Annotated in this window: 15 protein-coding genes; 6 read left to right on the top strand and 9 right to left on the bottom strand. The window is 74.3% G+C overall.

Going from position 1 to position 15003, the window contains the following annotated elements; all coding sequences use genetic code 11:
* Positions 1–41 precede the first annotated feature (41 nt).
* Positions 42–875 carry a hypothetical protein gene (locus tag IE330_RS25625; RefSeq protein ID WP_229925916.1) on the bottom strand — a complete coding sequence of 278 codons (834 nt, stop codon included), beginning with the start codon at positions 873–875 and terminating at the stop codon, positions 42–44.
* 209 nt (positions 876–1084) lie between these two features.
* Complete coding sequence (locus IE330_RS25630; RefSeq protein WP_444546235.1) at positions 1085–2482, bottom strand: ROK family transcriptional regulator; 1398 nt, start codon at positions 2480–2482, stop codon at positions 1085–1087.
* Between the two features lie 56 nt (positions 2483–2538).
* On the opposite strand from IE330_RS25630, the gene IE330_RS25635 reads away from it, so the two are divergent.
* On the top strand, positions 2539–3618 hold the full coding sequence (locus IE330_RS25635) for a Gfo/Idh/MocA family protein (RefSeq protein ID WP_190138481.1): 1080 nt from the start codon (positions 2539–2541) through the stop codon (positions 3616–3618).
* Entirely contained in the window at positions 3615–4097 is a 483-nt protein-coding gene (locus tag IE330_RS25640; protein ID WP_190138482.1) for a heme-degrading domain-containing protein, read from the top strand. The genes IE330_RS25635 and IE330_RS25640 overlap by 4 nt, the downstream gene beginning before the upstream one ends.
* A 26-nt stretch (positions 4098–4123) precedes the next feature.
* Here the strand turns inward: IE330_RS25640 and IE330_RS25645 are convergent, their stop codons facing one another.
* From IE330_RS25645 to IE330_RS25665, 5 genes are all read right to left on the bottom strand, one after another.
* Positions 4124–5791 carry a choice-of-anchor A family protein gene (locus IE330_RS25645; protein WP_308439046.1) on the bottom strand — a complete coding sequence of 556 codons (1668 nt, stop codon included), beginning with the start codon at positions 5789–5791 and terminating at the stop codon, positions 4124–4126.
* Between the two features lie 190 nt (positions 5792–5981).
* Positions 5982–6839: a fumarylacetoacetate hydrolase family protein gene (locus tag IE330_RS25650; RefSeq protein ID WP_190138484.1), complete on the bottom strand. Its 858-nt coding sequence runs from the start codon at positions 6837–6839 to the stop codon at positions 5982–5984.
* A 135-nt stretch (positions 6840–6974) separates the two neighbouring features.
* On the bottom strand, positions 6975–7733 hold the full coding sequence (locus IE330_RS25655) for a YidC/Oxa1 family membrane protein insertase (protein ID WP_190138485.1): 759 nt from the start codon (positions 7731–7733) through the stop codon (positions 6975–6977).
* 99 nt (positions 7734–7832) lie between these two features.
* A complete protein-coding gene (locus IE330_RS25660; RefSeq protein WP_229925919.1) occupies positions 7833–8105 on the bottom strand; it encodes a DUF6412 domain-containing protein in 273 nt (90 codons plus the stop codon).
* Positions 8106–8234: 129 nt separating this feature from the next.
* Positions 8235–8765 (bottom strand): winged helix-turn-helix transcriptional regulator, encoded by a 531-nt coding sequence (locus IE330_RS25665; protein ID WP_190138486.1) that lies wholly within the window; start codon positions 8763–8765, stop codon positions 8235–8237.
* A gap of 163 nt (positions 8766–8928) precedes the next feature.
* Between IE330_RS25665 and IE330_RS25670 the strand changes: the two genes are divergently transcribed.
* A complete protein-coding gene (locus tag IE330_RS25670) occupies positions 8929–10362 on the top strand; it encodes an MFS transporter (protein WP_190138487.1) in 1434 nt (477 codons plus the stop codon).
* Positions 10363–10421: 59 nt separating this feature from the next.
* On the opposite strand, the gene IE330_RS25675 is transcribed toward IE330_RS25670, so the two are convergent.
* Together IE330_RS25675 and IE330_RS25680 are read right to left on the bottom strand one after the other, a co-directional pair.
* Entirely contained in the window at positions 10422–11954 is a 1533-nt protein-coding gene (locus tag IE330_RS25675; protein ID WP_190138488.1) for a sodium:solute symporter family protein, read from the bottom strand.
* On the bottom strand, positions 11951–12160 hold the full coding sequence (locus IE330_RS25680) for a DUF3311 domain-containing protein (RefSeq protein WP_373314724.1): 210 nt from the start codon (positions 12158–12160) through the stop codon (positions 11951–11953). Before IE330_RS25680 ends, IE330_RS25675 begins: the two co-directional genes overlap by 4 nt.
* A 246-nt stretch (positions 12161–12406) precedes the next feature.
* Between IE330_RS25680 and IE330_RS25685 the strand changes: the two genes are divergently transcribed.
* The 3 genes from IE330_RS25685 to IE330_RS25695 are packed head-to-tail and all read left to right on the top strand — an operon-like array spanning position 12407 to position 14926.
* Positions 12407–13450 carry an SEC-C domain-containing protein gene (locus IE330_RS25685; protein ID WP_190138489.1) on the top strand — a complete coding sequence of 348 codons (1044 nt, stop codon included), beginning with the start codon at positions 12407–12409 and terminating at the stop codon, positions 13448–13450.
* 58 nt (positions 13451–13508) lie between these two features.
* A complete protein-coding gene (locus tag IE330_RS25690; RefSeq protein WP_190138490.1) occupies positions 13509–13958 on the top strand; it encodes a very short patch repair endonuclease in 450 nt (149 codons plus the stop codon).
* The gene (locus IE330_RS25695) at positions 13955–14926 is read left to right on the top strand and encodes a DNA cytosine methyltransferase (protein ID WP_229925917.1); all 972 of its coding nucleotides are present in this window, start codon (positions 13955–13957) and stop codon (positions 14924–14926) included. The genes IE330_RS25690 and IE330_RS25695 overlap by 4 nt, the downstream gene beginning before the upstream one ends.
* Positions 14927–15003 lie beyond the last annotated feature (77 nt).

The following is a 15003-nucleotide window of genomic DNA, read 5'->3' on the forward strand; positions in this document are numbered from 1 at the left end:
CGCGGGCCCGGCCCTGTCCGGTGGGTGGCGGGCGGCCGGGGTCAGCGCCCCCGGGCCCGCAGGCGCCGGGCCCCCACCACCAGGGCTCCGCCGGCGAGGAGGAGGGCGCCGGCGGTGACCCCGAGCCCGCGCAGGAACCGCGGGCCGGTATGGGCGAGTTCGCCGGGGTGCGGCCACGCGGAGCCGCCGTATCCGGCGATGTCGAACGGGTAGTCGTCGGACTCCCCCACCCAGTCGCCGTCGTCGCCGCGGCGCTGCACGACGGCGGCGCTCGCCACGACGCGGTCGGGCGTGGTGTCGGAGGTGAAGGCGAGCCGCACCGGGACGGTCAGCGCCCCGCCGGGCCGGACGGTGAACCCGCCGGTACCGTCGTCGAGCACGCCGACGGTCTCCCCGCGCCCGCCGTCCTCGAAGTCCACCGGGTGCCAGCGGCCCCCGGCGCGGAACTCCAGCCGCACCTGCCCGGGCCGGAGCCTGCCCTTGCGGTCGACGAGGACGACGACGGGGTGGACGCGGTCGCAGGCACGCGCTGCGGTGTTGACGAGCCGGAGCGACCAGCGGCCGTGCCCGCCGCCCGCCTCGTAGAGGCCGGGGCCCTTGCGGACGCGGGCGGCGACGGGGAAGTCGGCCGGGACGAGGGCGGAGCAGGCGGCGTCGCGGCCCGCAGGACCGGCGTGACCGACGTGACCGGCGGGCCGCGCGGAGCCCTGGCCCCGGGCGTGCCCGGGCAGTTCGACGGGCCGGAGGCGTTCCGCCTGCTGCACGCCGGCCCACGGCAGGGGGGTCGCGGCGGCGGCCACGGCCGTGGCGGGGACGAGCGCGGCGGGTACGAGCGCGGCGGTGAGGCCTGTGGCCAGACGGCAGCGAAGTCGCATGCGGGACCTTTGCTGAACAGGGCGGGGCGGGGTGGGCGCGGGTCGAACTCACGCCCGGTCGGGCCCTGTTGCCCCGCCGGGAGGCAACAGGTCGTGGCCGAGACCTTGCCACGCGCGCGCACCGCCGCGCCGCCGCCACCACCCGTGCGGGCCGATTGTCCGCCCGAATACCCCCGAACGGCCCATCGGGCCGCGCACCGCCGACGCGGTCAGGCCCCTCCCGCCCGCCCGAACAGGGGCGCCAGGACCAACTGCGCGGCGCCCTCGGCGACCGAGCGCTCCCCGCCGGGCGCGAGCGCGACGCCGACCTGCGTACGCGCGCCCTCCCGGCGGGTGCGCGCGGCGACGGCGGCCCGGACGCCGCGCACGAAGACGTCCTCGGCCGCGGCCACCGTGCGCCCGCCGAGCAGGACCCGGTCGATGTCGAGGAGCGAGACCAGGTTGCCCGCGCCGGTGCCGAGCACGCGCGCGGCCTCGTCCAGGTCGCCGCGCGCCACGGCGGCCAGGCACAGCGCCTCCAGACAGCCCCGGTCACCGCACTCGCACGCGGGCCCGTCCAGGAGCACCACCTGGTGCCCGAACTCCCCCGCGCCGGTACGGGCACCCCGGTGGAGCCCGCCCCCGAGCACGAGCCCCGCGCCGAGCCCGGTGCCCAGGTGCAGATAGGCGAACGACTCCGCGCCGCCACCGCTCAGCGCGAGCCCGAGCGCGGCGGCGTTGGTGTCCTTGTCCACGACGACGAGCAGCCCGAGCCGCGCCGCGAGCGCGTCCCGCAGGGGGTAGCCGTCCCACGCCGGGTAGCCGGTGACGCGGTGCAGCACACCCCGTACGTGGTCCAGGGGCCCGGGCAGCGCGACCCCGACCCCGAGCACAGCGACCGGAAACCCCTCCACCTGCCCGCCCCCGGACACGTGGACCTCCCGGCCCGCGGCGACGGCTGCCCCCTGGGCGGCACCCATCGGGGCCCCCGCAGCCGGGGCGGCCTCTGCCGGGGCAGTTCCCGCCGGGGTGCCTGGTGCCGGGGCGGCCTCCGCCGGAACATCCTCCGCCGCGGCGCCCGCTACCGGGGTGGTCACCGCCAGGCCGCCCGCCGCCGGGGCACCCTCCGCCCGGGCACCTCCCCCCAAGGCGCCCCCCGCCAGCACCCGCACCTCCCGGGCGACCAGTTCCACCACCGCCTCGACCCCGGCTGCGAAGTCCACCGCCGTGCGCCGTTCGGCCACCACCCTGCCCGCCAGGTCCACCACCACGGCCACCAGCGCGTCCCGCTCCAGGTGGACGCCCACCGCGGCCCCCGCGCCGGGCACGAGGCGCAGTACGGTCGCCGGTTTGCCGCCGGTGGACGCCCGTCGGCCGGCGTCCGTGACCAGGCCCTCCGCCCGCAGCCGCGCCACGATCTTGCTGACGCCCTGCGGGGTCAGCCCGGCCCGCTCCGCGAGCTCGAGGCGGCTCACCCCCTCGTCCCCGGCCACGCGCAGCAGGTCGAGCACGACCGCGGCGTTGCGCCCCCGCGGCGGCCGGGCGCGCACCCCCGCGCCGCCCCCGTCGCCCCTGTCCGAAGCCGTGTCCGGACCCCTGCCCACACCGTTGCCGACACCCCTGTTCACACCCCCATTGTCGTCACCGCTTGCACTTTGGCAACCGCGTTGCCAAAGTGGGTTCCATGACTCAAGGCAAGAACGACCTCCGCGTCGGCCTCATCGGGTACGGCCTCGCGGGCTCCGTCTTCCACGCCCCGCTGATCGCCTCCACCGACGGCCTCGCGCTCGACACGGTCGTCACGTCGAACGCCGACCGCCAGGCCGAGGCGCGCGCGGCGGGCGCCGCGCGCACGGTGGCGTCCGCGGACGAGCTGTGGGACCGCGCCGACGACCTCGACCTCGTCGTGATCGCGTCGCCGAACAAGACGCACGTGCCGCTCGCGACCGCCGCGCTCAAGGCGGGCCTGCCGGTCGTCGTGGACAAGCCGCTCGCGGCCACCGCCGCCGAGGCCAGGGGCCTCGCGGCGCTCGCCGAGGAGCGCGGTCTGCTCCTGTCCGTCTTCCAGAACCGCCGCTGGGACAACGACTTCCGTACGCTGCGCGAGCTGATCGCCGACGGCGAGCTGGGCGAGGTGTGGCGCTTCGAGTCCCGCTTCGAGCGGTGGCGCCCGCGCCCCAAGGGCGGCTGGCGCGAGTCCGGCGACCCCGGGGAGATCGGCGGCCTCCTGTACGACCTGGGCAGCCACGTCGTCGACCAGGCCCTGGTGCTGTTCGGCCCGGCCACGCGCGTGTACGCGGAGGCGGACGTGCGCCGCGCCGGTGCCGAGGCCGACGACGACACCTTCATCGCGGTCACCCACGCGAGCGGCGTCCGCTCCCACCTGTACGTCAGCGCCACGGCCGCCCAGCTCGGCCCCCGCTTCCGTGCCCTCGGCTCGACCGCGGGCTACGTGAAGTACGGCCTCGACCCGCAGGAGGCCGCGCTGCGCGAAGGCCGGCGGCCCGGCGGCGCGGCGGAGTCCTGGGGCACGGAGCCCGAGAGCATGTGGGGCCGCCTCGGCTCCGGCGAGTCCCCGCTGACCGGCGGCGGTCGCCCCGTGCCCACGCTGCCGGGCGACTACCCCGCGTACTACGCGGCGGTGGCCGCGGCCCTGCGCGGCGAGGGCGACAACCCCGTCACCGCGCACGAGGCCGCCGCCGCCCTGGACGTCCTGGAGGCCGCGCGCCGCTCGGCCCGCGAGGGCGTGGCGGTGGACCTGTGACGCGCCCGGCGACGCCCGCCGCCCCCTCCGTCGAGGAACTGGAGGAGCAGGAGCGGCGCCTGACCCTGCCCCGGTTCACGTACGACGACGCGTGGGCGCTCGGCTGCCTCCTGGTGGAGCTGGCCCGCGAGCGCGGCGCGCCGGTCGCGGTCGACATCCGGCGCGGCGGCCAGCAGCTCTTCCACGCGGCGCTGCCCGGCTCGGCCCCGGACAACGACGCGTGGATCGACCGCAAGCGCCGCGTCGTCGAGCGCTACGGCTGCTCGTCGTACCTGGTGGGCAGCAGGTTCCGGGCCAAGGGCACGACGTTCGAGGACTCCTCGCGCCTCGACCCCGACCGGTACGCCGCGCACGGCGGCTCGTTCCCGGTCAGGGTCGAGGGCGCGGGCGTCGTCGGCGCGGTGACCGTCTCGGGCCTGCCCCAGGTCGCGGACCACGCGCTGGTGGTGGAGGCCCTGGAGCGGTTCACCGCGGCCTGACGCCTACGGGCGCAGCCCCGCCCGCCTCACTCGTACCCGCCGGACCGGCGGCGGCGTACCGTCACCACGACCGTGACACCCGCCGCGACCAGCGCCGCCCCGATCCCGCCGACGAGCGCGAGCTCCCCGGACGAGGTACCGGTACGGGCCATCTCGTCGGGGTCCTTCGTCGGCCGCGGGTGCGGATGCGTGGGCGTGTGCGACGGAGTGGGCTTCGGCCCGTCACTGTCCGACGGGGACGGCGACGGCCAGGGGTCGTCGCTGTCGTCGGGCGAGGGCCACGGGTCGTCGCTGTCGTCCGGGGACGGCCACGGGTCGTCGCTGTCGTCGGGCGAAGGCCACGGGTCGTCACTGTCGTCCGGGGACGGCCAGGGGTCGTCGCTGTCATCGGGGGACGGTGAGGGGTCGTCGCTGTCGTCCGGGGAGGGTGACGGGTCGTCACTGTCGTCGGGGGACGGCGAAGGATCGTCGCTGTCGTCCGGGGACGGGGAAGGCTCCGGGTCATCGCTGTCGTCCGGGGACGGGGAAGGCTCCGGGTCATCGCTGTCGTCGGGGGACGGCGACGGCGACGGATCGTCACTCTCATCCGGGGAGGGAGACGGCGACGGCGTCGGGTCGTCGCTCTCATCCGGGGACGGAGACGGCGACGGGTCATCGCTCTCGTCCGGAGACGGCGAAGGCGTCGGCGACGGCGTCGCGCACGACGGCAGGTCCCCGGTGAACGGGTAGTTGTGGAACTCCTGGCCGCCCCCGGCCGCCGAGGTGTGGGTCAGCGAGCCCACGGTGAAGAAGCGCCCGTTCATGCCGGGCATCCGCACGGTCGCGGTGCTGCCCGCCGAGCCCACGAGGACGCTCCCCGCGAACTGCGCGGAGCCGTTGAACTCGACGTCGGAGGCGTCCGGGAAGTTCCACAGGAGCCGCCCGCCCAGGCCGGGGAAACCGTCCACCCACGTGTTGATCTGGCGTACGTCGCCGTAGAGGTTGACCAGGACGGTGGCCCCGGCCGGGATGTCGGTGAAGGTGATGCCCTGCGTACCGCCGCCCGAGCTGGCCAGGTCGCGGTCGACCTCGAAGACCTGGAGCGCGGACGTGCCGTCGCCGTGGAAGACGGTCGCGGCGCTGCTGTAGGTCACGGTGCCGTTGGCCGCCCGGCGCTCGTCCCCCTCGTACGCGTAACAGCGGCTGGCCGCGGTCAGCCGCCCCGGCAGCGCCGCGTACGGGTCGGCGGCGCCCGGGTCCCGGACGGCTCGGGGGATGACCGTGCCGCTGAGGTCGTCCCCGTACTTGACGACGCCGTTGACCGAGCCCTCCTCGGCGAGCAGCCGCTGGCCCGGGGCGACGGTCAGGTCGTCGCCCGCGGTGAGGAAGTCGGAGCCGTTGGGCGGCGGTACGCGGGAGCCGACCCCGGCGACGCCCACGTTGTAGACCTGCGAGGCGCCGGCCCGCTTGTTCATGTCGAAGTCGCCGAGCACGACGACCTTGCCCTCGGCCTCGGCCGCCGCCTCGCGGACGCGCATGTCCTCGCCGACGAAGATGTTGATGTTCTCGTCGCGGCCGGTGACCGGCCCGTTGTTGACTGCCGGGTACCGGTCCGGGCAGGCGGAGCCCTTGCACGGGCCGAGGCCGCCGGGCAGCGGGTCGGCGACACCCTGCCCGGCCGGCCCGCCGACGACTGCCGCGACCGCGACGGCCACGACAGTCGCTAGATACGCTGAGCTTTTTCTTCGCATATACGGAAATATGCGTAATACGGACACGGGGGCCGGGAGACACGCTCGGCACGGCCCCCATTGGGCCGATCGGCGGCGGGCCGGAACGAACCCCCGCGACCCGCTCCCACCGGGCGGCGGCGCCAGGAGGTGCCGGCGCCCGCCGGAGGGAACCTCAGGCCTGCTTCAGCTCCTGCCGCTGCCGCCCGAGCCCCTCGACCTCCAGCTCCACCACGTCCCCGGCCCGCAGGTAGGGCTTGGGCTCCGGGCGGCCGAGGGCGACCCCGGCGGGCGTGCCGGTGTTGATCACGTCGCCCGGGTACAGCGTCATGAACCGGCTGACGTACCGCACCACCTCCGCGACCGGGAAGATCTGCCGGGCCGTCGTGCCGTCCTGCTTCAGCTCGCCGTTGACCCACAGGCGCAGGGACAGGGCCTGCGGGTCCGGCACCTCGTCCGCCGTCACCAGCCAGGGGCCGAGCGGGTTGAACGTCTCGCAGTTCTTGCCCTTGTCCCAGGTCCCGCCGCGCTCGATCTGGAACTCGCGCTCGGACACGTCGTGCGCCACCGCGTAGCCCGCGACGTGCGCGAGGGCCTGCTCGGCCGAGTCCAGGTAGCGCGCGGTCCGCCCGATGACGACCGCGAGCTCGACCTCCCAGTCCGTCTTGGCCGAGCCGCGCGGTACGAGCACCGTGTCGTTCGGCCCCACCACCGTGTCCGCCGCCTTCAGGAAGACGACGGGCTCGGCGGGCGGCTCGGCCCCGGTCTCGGCGGCGTGGTCGTGGTAGTTCAGGCCGATGCACACGACCTTGCCGATCCGCGCTACCGGCGGCCCGATCCGCAGCCCGTCCGCGGCGAGCACGGGCAGGTCCCCGGCGTCGGCGGCGGCGCGGACGCGGGCGAGCGCGGCGTCGTCGGCGAGCAGCGCGCCGTCGATGTCGGCCACGACGCCGGACAGGTCGCGCAGGGTGCCCGCGGCGTCGAGCAGCGCGGGGCGCTCGGCACCCGCCGTACCGACTCGCAGCAGCTTCATGGTGTGTCTCCCTTGGTCGAGCCCGGCCCGGCCGATGGAGGTGCGGCACCATCGGAGGTTCGGCCGATCCTCCAAGCTCACCGTCCGCCCCGCAAGACCCCGTTCATGTACTGGACCGCCACACCCGGCCGGGCGCTACGCCGCGCCGACCGCAGCCCCCGCCGCCCCGTGCGGCATGTCCCGGTACAGCACCGCCCGCTCCACGGCGCTCCAGGTCGTGCTGGTGACGACGTACAGGGCGGCGGCCAGCGGCACGAACGCCACGGTGGCCAGCGTCATGAAGGACAGGAAGGGCATGAACTTGGTCATCGCGGCCATCGCCTCGGCCCCGGGCGCCTGCTCCCCGCCCGCCGGCAGGCCCGTGCCCGCGAGCTGACGCTTCGTACGCCGGTAGTTGAAGGTGGCGACGGCGGCGACGAGCGCGAAGAGCACCAGGTAGACGAGCCCGGCCGGGCCGAGGACCCCGCCGTCGCCGAGCGCGTCGGCCCAGCGCCCGCCGAGCGGGGCGGCGAGCAGCTCGTGGTCGAGGAGCTCGTTGGCCTCGCCGCCGATGCGGGAGCTGGAGAACAGGTGGTAGAGCAGGAAGAAGGCCGGCAACTGGAACAGGCCCGGCAGGCAGCCCGCGAGCGGCGAGACCTTCTCGGCGCGGTGCAGGTCGAGGACGGCCTTCTGGAGCTTCTCCGGGTTCTTGGCGTGCTTCTTGCGCAGCTCGGCGATCTGCGGGGCGAGCCGGGCGCGCGCCTTCTGGCCGCGCGCGGCGGCCCGCGACAGCGGGTGGACGAGCAGGCGTACGCAGGCCGTGACGGCGACGATGGCGGCGGCCATCGCGGAGCCGTGGAAGAGCGGGGCGAACAGGTCGGCGAGGTCCGCGACCAGGTCGGCGAAGAAAGACATGGGTGAGCCCTCCGGGGGTCTCGTCGTGCCGGGGGAAGACGTGCTGATCGGCAGGACGACCCGCGTGGGGGTCCGGAAGGAGGGGTGGAGCCGGGGTCCCTACGCGGCCGTCAGGAGGGGACGGCCGGGTGCTCGCGGACGCGTGCGGCCCCGGGCGTCGGGGGCGCGCTGCGGCAGGAAGGCGGTGCGCCGCTCGCGGTCGCGGATGGCGGTGCGGACCCGGGTGCGGGGCACGGCGGGCGCACAGCGCGCGGCGAGCAGGGAGCACAGGGCGAGGGCGGAGCCCGCGGCGGCGGTCGCGGCGAACGCGACGGCGGCGGTGAGGCTGCCGGTGTCGGCGAGGACGGTCTCGACGAGGAGGACGAACAGCATCAGGGCGGGCCGCAGGGCCGCGCCCCAGCGCTTGACCAGTTCCTTGACCAAGGCCGCCCCCTCCCCGTGCTCGCGTTCCGACTCCCGGCGCCTGTACAGAACCCGTTTACACGCCTGTACAGAACCCGTTTATACAGGATCCGTCGTGAGTGGCTGAAGCAGGCGTCGGGGCGCCAGGAGCGCCCGACTGACCGGATCGCTCGGTTCCGGGTCGAGTCCGGGGCCGGGCAGCATCTCCACGTCCTCCACCGGCACGAGGCCCCCGCAGGCCGGGCACTCCCCCGCGGCCCCCAGCTCCGTACCGCACGCGACGTGCCGGAACAGGCGCAGCGGCGCGGTGCCGCCGAAGGTGTCGAGGCCCCAGGCGCCGAGGGCGCGCAGGGCGGGCCACAGGGCGCGGCCGCGCTCGGTGACGACGTACTCGTGGCGCCGGGGGGCGTCCGCGCAGGGCCGCTTCTCCAGGACGCCCGCCTCGGTCAGCGTCTGGAGGCGGGCGGCGAGGACCGCGCGGGGGATGCCGAGGTGGACGAGGAAGTCGTTGTAGCGCCGGACGCCGTAGAGCGCGTCCCGCACGACGAGCAGCGTCCAGCGCTCCCCGACGACTTCGAGCGCGCGGGCGATGGAGCACTCCTGCGTCGCGTAGTCCTTGCCGAGAGCCATGGCCCCACTGTAGCCACCTTTACCCAGGGCTGGTTCATTCATTGAACTTACTCCTGCTACGGTCGCCGGGCACCGCAAGTTCAATGAACGAACCATCAACGAACCTGACAGGACTCGCCGGCGCGGGCGCCTCACCCCGCGCCTTCCGAAGGGGCACTCACGCATGCCACGCCCAGCCACCTCCACGGCCGTCACACCCACCACACCCGTCACACCCGCCACGGCTTCGGCACCCGCCAGGACCGGCGCCGGCGCCCCGGCCCGCACCCTCGCCCTGACCAGCGCCGCGACCTTCATGGCCCTGATGACCTACACGGCCCCGATGGTCACGCTCTCCGACACCGCCGCCGCGCTCGGCACCTCGCTGTCCGCGCAGGCCTGGCTCCTCAACGGCACCCCGCTCGGCCTCGCCGCGCTGCTCCTCGTCGCCGGGAGCCTCGCCGACGACTACGGGCGCCGCCGCGTCTTCCTGTACGGGACGTACGCGCTCGGCGTCACCACGGCGCTCGGCGCGCTCGCCACGTCCACCTGGATGTTCACGCTGGCCCGCGTCGTCCAGGGCGCCGCGAGCGCCGCCGTCCTCGCGGCCAGCCTCGGCCTGCTCGCCCAGGCCTACCCGGCCGGGCCCGGGCGGATCCGGGCCACCGGCGTCTGGGGCGCGTGCGTCAGCGGGGGCATCGCGCTCTCACCGGTCGTCTCCGGCGCGCTCGCCACGCTCGCCGACTGGCGCCTGCCGTACGCCGTCATGGCCTTGGCCACCCTCGCCGTCGGCGCGCTCGGCCCGCGCGCCCTGACCGAGTCCCGCGCGCCGCGCCCCGGCCGGCCCGACCTCGCGGGCGCGGTGACCTTCGGCCTGGCCCTGGTCGCGCTGCTAGCGGCGCTCACCCTGGGCCGCGACGGCTGGCTGCGGGCCCCGGTGGGCGCCCTGCTCGGCCTGTCCGCCGCCCTCCTGGCCGTGTTCACGTACGTGGAACGCCGGGCGCGCACCCCGATGCTGGACCTGGGCCTGCTGCGCCGCCCGCTGTTCCTCACCTCGACGGCGGGCGGCCTGTTCACCGGCCTGTCGGTGATCGCCCTGTTCAGCTATCTGCCGACGGTGCTGCAGCACACCATGGGCCTGACCGCGATGGGCACGGCCTGGCTGTTCGTGCTCTGGTCGGGGACGGGTTTCCTGGTCGCGCTCCAGGCCCGGCGCCTCGCGGGCCGCGTCAGCGCGCGGCACCAGCTCGCCGCCGGGTTCCTGCTGCACGCCGGCGCGGCCGTGACGATGCTGGGCGCGGCCGCGGGCAGTTGGCCGCGCCTGCTGCCGGGGCTGCTGCTCTCCGGCGTGGGCAGCGGCCTGCTGAACGCCGCCCTGCCGCTGCTCGCCGTCGAGTCGGTGCCGCCGGGGCGTGCCGCGATGGGCTCCGGCGCGGGCAACACCGCCCGGTACATCGGCTCGGCGGCGGGCGTGGCCCTGATGATCGCGGTGTCCACCGCCTCCGGGTCCTCCCCCGCCGCCCTCGCGCACGGCGCGGACGTGGCCCTCGCCGTGTCGGCCGGGCTCGGCGTCCTCGCCGCGCTCACCGTCGTCCTGGCGCGGGACCGGCGCCGCTGACGGCCCCGCGACTCACCGTCGTCGTGCCGCGGGACCGGCGCCGCTGACGGCCCCGCGACTCACCGTCGTCCTGCCTCCGGACCGGCGCCGCTGACGGCCCCGCCCTCCTCCTCCGTCCCGGCCGGATCGCGGGCGAGCACCTCGCCGTCCGGCCGGGGGTCGCGGTCGCCGGGGCCGACGCCCGACACGACCAGGGCGACCGCCAGGTTGACGCCGAGCGCCACGATCCCGGCGTTCATGCCCCACACCGGGTCGCGGTCGGTGAAGACCAGGCCGCACACGACCGCGACCCCCACGACGAGCCCGCTGACGGCTCCGGCGAGCGTCAGGCGCCGCCACACCAGCCCGAGCAGCAGCATGGGGACGAGCTGGGCCATCCCCTCGTACGAGATGAGCGAGAGCCGCACGAGGGTGTTGGGCGTCGCGTACGTCAGGACGAGCGCGAGTGCCCCCGCCGCCACGACGACGCCCTGCGAGGCGAGCTTCTGCCGCGCGGGCGAGCGCCACCGGGGCAGCAGCGACAGCACGCTGCTGCCCCACATCGTTCCGATGACCAGCATGAACACCGCCATCGGCACGATCGACGACAGTGCGGCGGCGACCCCGATGACGCCCACAGCCCAGGCGGGCAGCGAGTCCACCACCAGCTCGAACAGCGCCAGGTTCGACCCGGCCCCGGTCAGCCCCGGCACCACGAACAGCGCCGCGAGACCGAGCAGCATCGGCACGAAGAGCAGGACGTTGTACGCGGGCAGCCAGATGGCGTTGCGGCGCAGGGCGTCCGCGTCGCGGGCGCCGAGGTACCCGGCGACGGTGGTCGGGAAGATCACCACGGTGAGGGCGTTGAGGAAGGAGGTCGTGGCGAACCACGCCTCCCCGTACGGCGAACCGCCGTGCCCCGGCAGCGTGAGCCAGTCGCGCTTCTCGCTCACCACCCGGTCGAGGAAGTCCCCGTACCCGTCGAAGTAGTGCAGCGGCACGTACACCGCGAGGAACGCGAGCGTCCCGATCACGAGTACGTCCTTGAGCACCGAGACCCAGGCGCTGCCGCGCAGCCCGCTCACCACGACGAACCCGGTGGTGACGGCGAACCCGATGAAGTACGCCCAGTTCAGGCTGATGGCCCCGTACGAGATGGTCGACACGACCACCCCCATCCCGGTGATCTGCAACTGGATGTACGGCAGCAGGAACACGGTCACCAGCACCGCGATCCCCGCCCCCAGCCAGGGCCGGCCGAAGCGGTGGGCCACCATGTCGCTGATGCTCACCAGACCGTGCCGCCGCGCGTACTCCCAGAGCAAAGGCCCGACCACGTAGCCCACGGCGTACCCGCACGACATGTACGCGACGACGTACAGGACGGGCGCGCCGAAGTTGTACCCCCAGCCCGCGGCCCCCAGATAGCTGAAGCTGGTGTACCCCTCGCCCGCCATCAGCACCCAGATGAACACCGGCCCGAGCGACCGCCCGCCCACCGACCACTCGGCGAGCCCGCCCTGCCCGCCGCGGCCCTTGACGGCGAGCAGCCCGAGCACGACGGTGCCGACCATGAACACCCCGAAGACGGAAGTGGCGACAGCGGTGTTCACACCCGCCCCTCCCGCCTCTTCCGGTCCCCCCGATAAGTGAGCCAGACGGCGACGGGGGTGAGCAGGGTGGCGGCGAGCAGCCACACGAACAGGAAGGGCAGCCCGAGCACGACGGGCTCGACCCGGTTGGCGAACGGCAGCGCCCCCAGGTACAGCACGAAGGGGACGAGCAGCCAGAGCAGATGCGGCCGACGGCGAATGATCACGAAGAGGCAGCCTACGACGGGGGTGCGGCGTGCCGGGGGCTGGGCGTGGCGCGCTGCGGGCGGGGTGCGGCGCACTGTGGGCGGGGCGTGGCGCGCTGCGGGGCGAGGTCCCCGGCCGGCCCCCAGGGGGCGCACAGCGGAGGAAAGGGCGCGAGGAAGGGCCCGGGCGCGAGGGGTGCGACACCGGACCACACCGGGGCCGCGGCCCATACACCCCACCCCACGAACGGCAGTACGGTGTCACCCATGCGCCCCGACACGCCTGCCGACCACGTCGACCACATCGCCGAAGCGGAGCGCCTGGAGCGCACCGCCGGCCTCTACCCCGAGGACGCGGAGCACCTGCTGCTGCAGGCCGCGGCCCACCTGGAGCTGGCCGACGCCCGCGACCGCGCGACGACGCTCTACGACAAGCTGCTCTCCCCGTCGGCCCCGCACCCGCCGGAGAACCCCACGCTGATCCGCGCGCTCAAGGCGGCGAACCTGTGGGAGTACGGACACGAGGCGGAAGCGCGGGCGATCATAGAGGGCGTACGGGGCTCGCGGCCGGCGGAGGCCGCGCCCTGGGTGATCGTCGCGGAGGCCCTGGAGGCCCACGACGAGCTGGACCAGGCCCACGCGACCTTCTCCGAGGCGCTGGACCGCCTGCTCCCCGACCCGGACCTCGACCCGCCCTACGCGACGCACCCGCTGCTCTACGGCCGCCACCGCGTGCGCCGCCTGCTCGGCGCGCCGCACGACAACTGGGACGAGCGCGCGGACCGCGTGCACCGGGCCCGCGCGGCGGCGGCGGGCCGCACGCCGGTGCCGCTGGACGAGCTCCACGACCCCAAGCGCGTGTGGTCCCTGGGCTCGGAGAACCCGGAGGAGATCCGCGCCGAGATCACCCGCCTCCAGGCCGAACTGGGCACCTACCGCGAGGCCCTGTCCCGCCCCTTCCCGGTGGCGGTCCTCCACTGGCCGGCCCCGGAGCTCACGGAACTCCTCGCGGCGTACCCGGACTTGACATCGGAGTACCCCTCCCACGAGGCCCACCTGGCGACCATAGAGTCCTCCCTCCGCGAACTCGCCGCCTCGGGCACCCCCAACCTGGGCATCGTCACAGGAACAGTCCCGTCCTACGAAGCCTTCGCCGCCTCAGAGGGCACCTCACCTTCGGACGCGACCCTCCTCCCCCAGTACGCCACGACCTTGGCGGCCCGCGGACGAGCGGTGGGGTGGCCGCCTCGGGCTTCGGAGGGGTGCTGGTGTGGGTCGGGGCGGAAGTACGGGGAGTGCCACGGGGCATAGGGCCGGCCGCCGCGCTTCCGTTCGCGCGGAACCCGACCGTACGAGACGAGAAGGTTTCATGAGTACCGCGAAGCCGTCGTCGCCCGGCGTCTCGGCAAGGATGAGTCGCCAGGCCCGTCGAGACACCGCCCCTGAGGTGGCGGTGCGCCGTTTGCTGCACGCCTCGGGCCACCGGTACCGGCTCAACGTGCGGGTACCCGGGATGTCCCGACGAACGATCGACATCGCGTTCACCCGCGCCAAGGTGGCCGTCTTCCTCGACGGATGCTTCTGGCACGGCTGCCCGGAACACGCGACGCGCCCCAAGGCGAACGCGGAGTGGTGGCGACAGAAGCTCGACGGCAACATCGCGCGCGACGCGGAGACGAGCGAACACTTGACCGATGAGGGATGGATCGTTCTACGGTTCTGGGAACACGAGGCACCCGAGAGCGTGGCCGAACGCGTGGCGACCGCCGTCGCACGCCAACGCCGGGCAGGTCGGCGCCAGAACAAGGGAGAACAGTGAGCGGCTTGAGATTCGTGGATGTCTGTTCGGGCGGTGGAGGACTGGCCCTCGGGCTGGAACAGGCCGGCTTCGCACCGGTCCTGCTCCTGGACTCGAATCCGATCGCCTGCCAGACGCTGATGACGAACCGGCCGACATGGAACGTTCTCCAGATGGATCTGCTGGAGTTCAATCCGGTTGATCACCAAGAGACCTACGACGTGGATCTGCTGTCGGCCGGCCTTCCACGAGTGAAGTCCTCAGCGACCGCGAAGCGCATCGAGACCGGTGCCGAGCTGCGCCTCCTCCAGGCCACCGTCTACTTGGCCCACGCCGTGCAGCCGCGTGCTCTCCTGATCGAGAACGTTCCTGGACTCGTCGACAGCGATGCCTTCGACGAGGTGCGTGTGTTCATCCAGCAGGAACTCGAACACCTCGGTTACGGCTTTCACTGGTTCATCCTAAATGCGCAGGATTTCGGCGTCCCACAGGATCGTAAGCAAGGTGTGCTCGTCGCCCTGAAGAACCAGTTCTTCGGCAAGTTTCAGCAGCCGATGCCGACGGTGACACGACACACGACTGTGGGGGAGGCCCTGCACCCGTCCATGTCGGCTCGGGGCTGGGCGGGCGCCGACGACTGGGCGGCGCAGGCGGATCAGGTGGCACCCACTTTGGTCGGCGGCTCCGACAAGCGTGGAGGCGCCGATCTCGGGTTGACCGGATCGAAGAAGGCGTGGGCCCGTATGGGCGTCAACGGAGGCGCACTGGCCGACGAGGTGCCCGGACCGGATGGCGTACAGGAATCGGACAAGTCCGGTTCCCCCCTGAAGAAGCTCACAGTGGATCAAGCTGCCGTCCTGCAGTCCTTCCCCATGGACTGGATTTTCGCCGGGAAGAAGACGGCTCGCTACCGTCAGATCGGTCACGCCTCGCCGCCCCCCGTGGGCAAGGCTCTGGGTTCCGCCATCGCCGATGCCCTGCGGGCCTGACCGGCTCATCGGTTCCCTCACGTCGGCTCTCCCGTACGGACCTGAGCACCATCGGTCGCCGGCTACACTTCAATCCC

Source organism: Streptomyces longispororuber, assembly GCF_014656095.1.
Lineage (GTDB): Bacteria > Actinomycetota > Actinomycetes > Streptomycetales > Streptomycetaceae > Streptomyces > Streptomyces longispororuber.

Bases quoted from the DNA above. Each gene is read 5' to 3' on its own strand.
- IE330_RS25690 (WP_190138490.1), top strand. From the start codon at position 13,509: ATGAGTACCGCGAAGCCGTCGTCGCCCGGCGTCTCGGCAAGGATGAGT.
- IE330_RS25655 (WP_190138485.1), bottom strand. From the start codon at position 7,733: ATGTCTTTCTTCGCCGACCTGGTCGCGGACCTCGCCGACCTGTTCGCC.
- IE330_RS25665 (WP_190138486.1), bottom strand. From the start codon at position 8,765: ATGGCTCTCGGCAAGGACTACGCGACGCAGGAGTGCTCCATCGCCCGC.
- IE330_RS25650 (WP_190138484.1), bottom strand. From the start codon at position 6,839: ATGAAGCTGCTGCGAGTCGGTACGGCGGGTGCCGAGCGCCCCGCGCTG.
- IE330_RS25670 (WP_190138487.1), top strand. From the start codon at position 8,929: ATGCCACGCCCAGCCACCTCCACGGCCGTCACACCCACCACACCCGTC.
- IE330_RS25685 (WP_190138489.1), top strand. From the start codon at position 12,407: ATGCGCCCCGACACGCCTGCCGACCACGTCGACCACATCGCCGAAGCG.
- IE330_RS25660 (WP_229925919.1), bottom strand. From the start codon at position 8,105: ATGCTGTTCGTCCTCCTCGTCGAGACCGTCCTCGCCGACACCGGCAGC.
- IE330_RS25625 (WP_229925916.1), bottom strand. From the start codon at position 875: ATGCGACTTCGCTGCCGTCTGGCCACAGGCCTCACCGCCGCGCTCGTA.
- IE330_RS25635 (WP_190138481.1), top strand. From the start codon at position 2,539: ATGACTCAAGGCAAGAACGACCTCCGCGTCGGCCTCATCGGGTACGGC.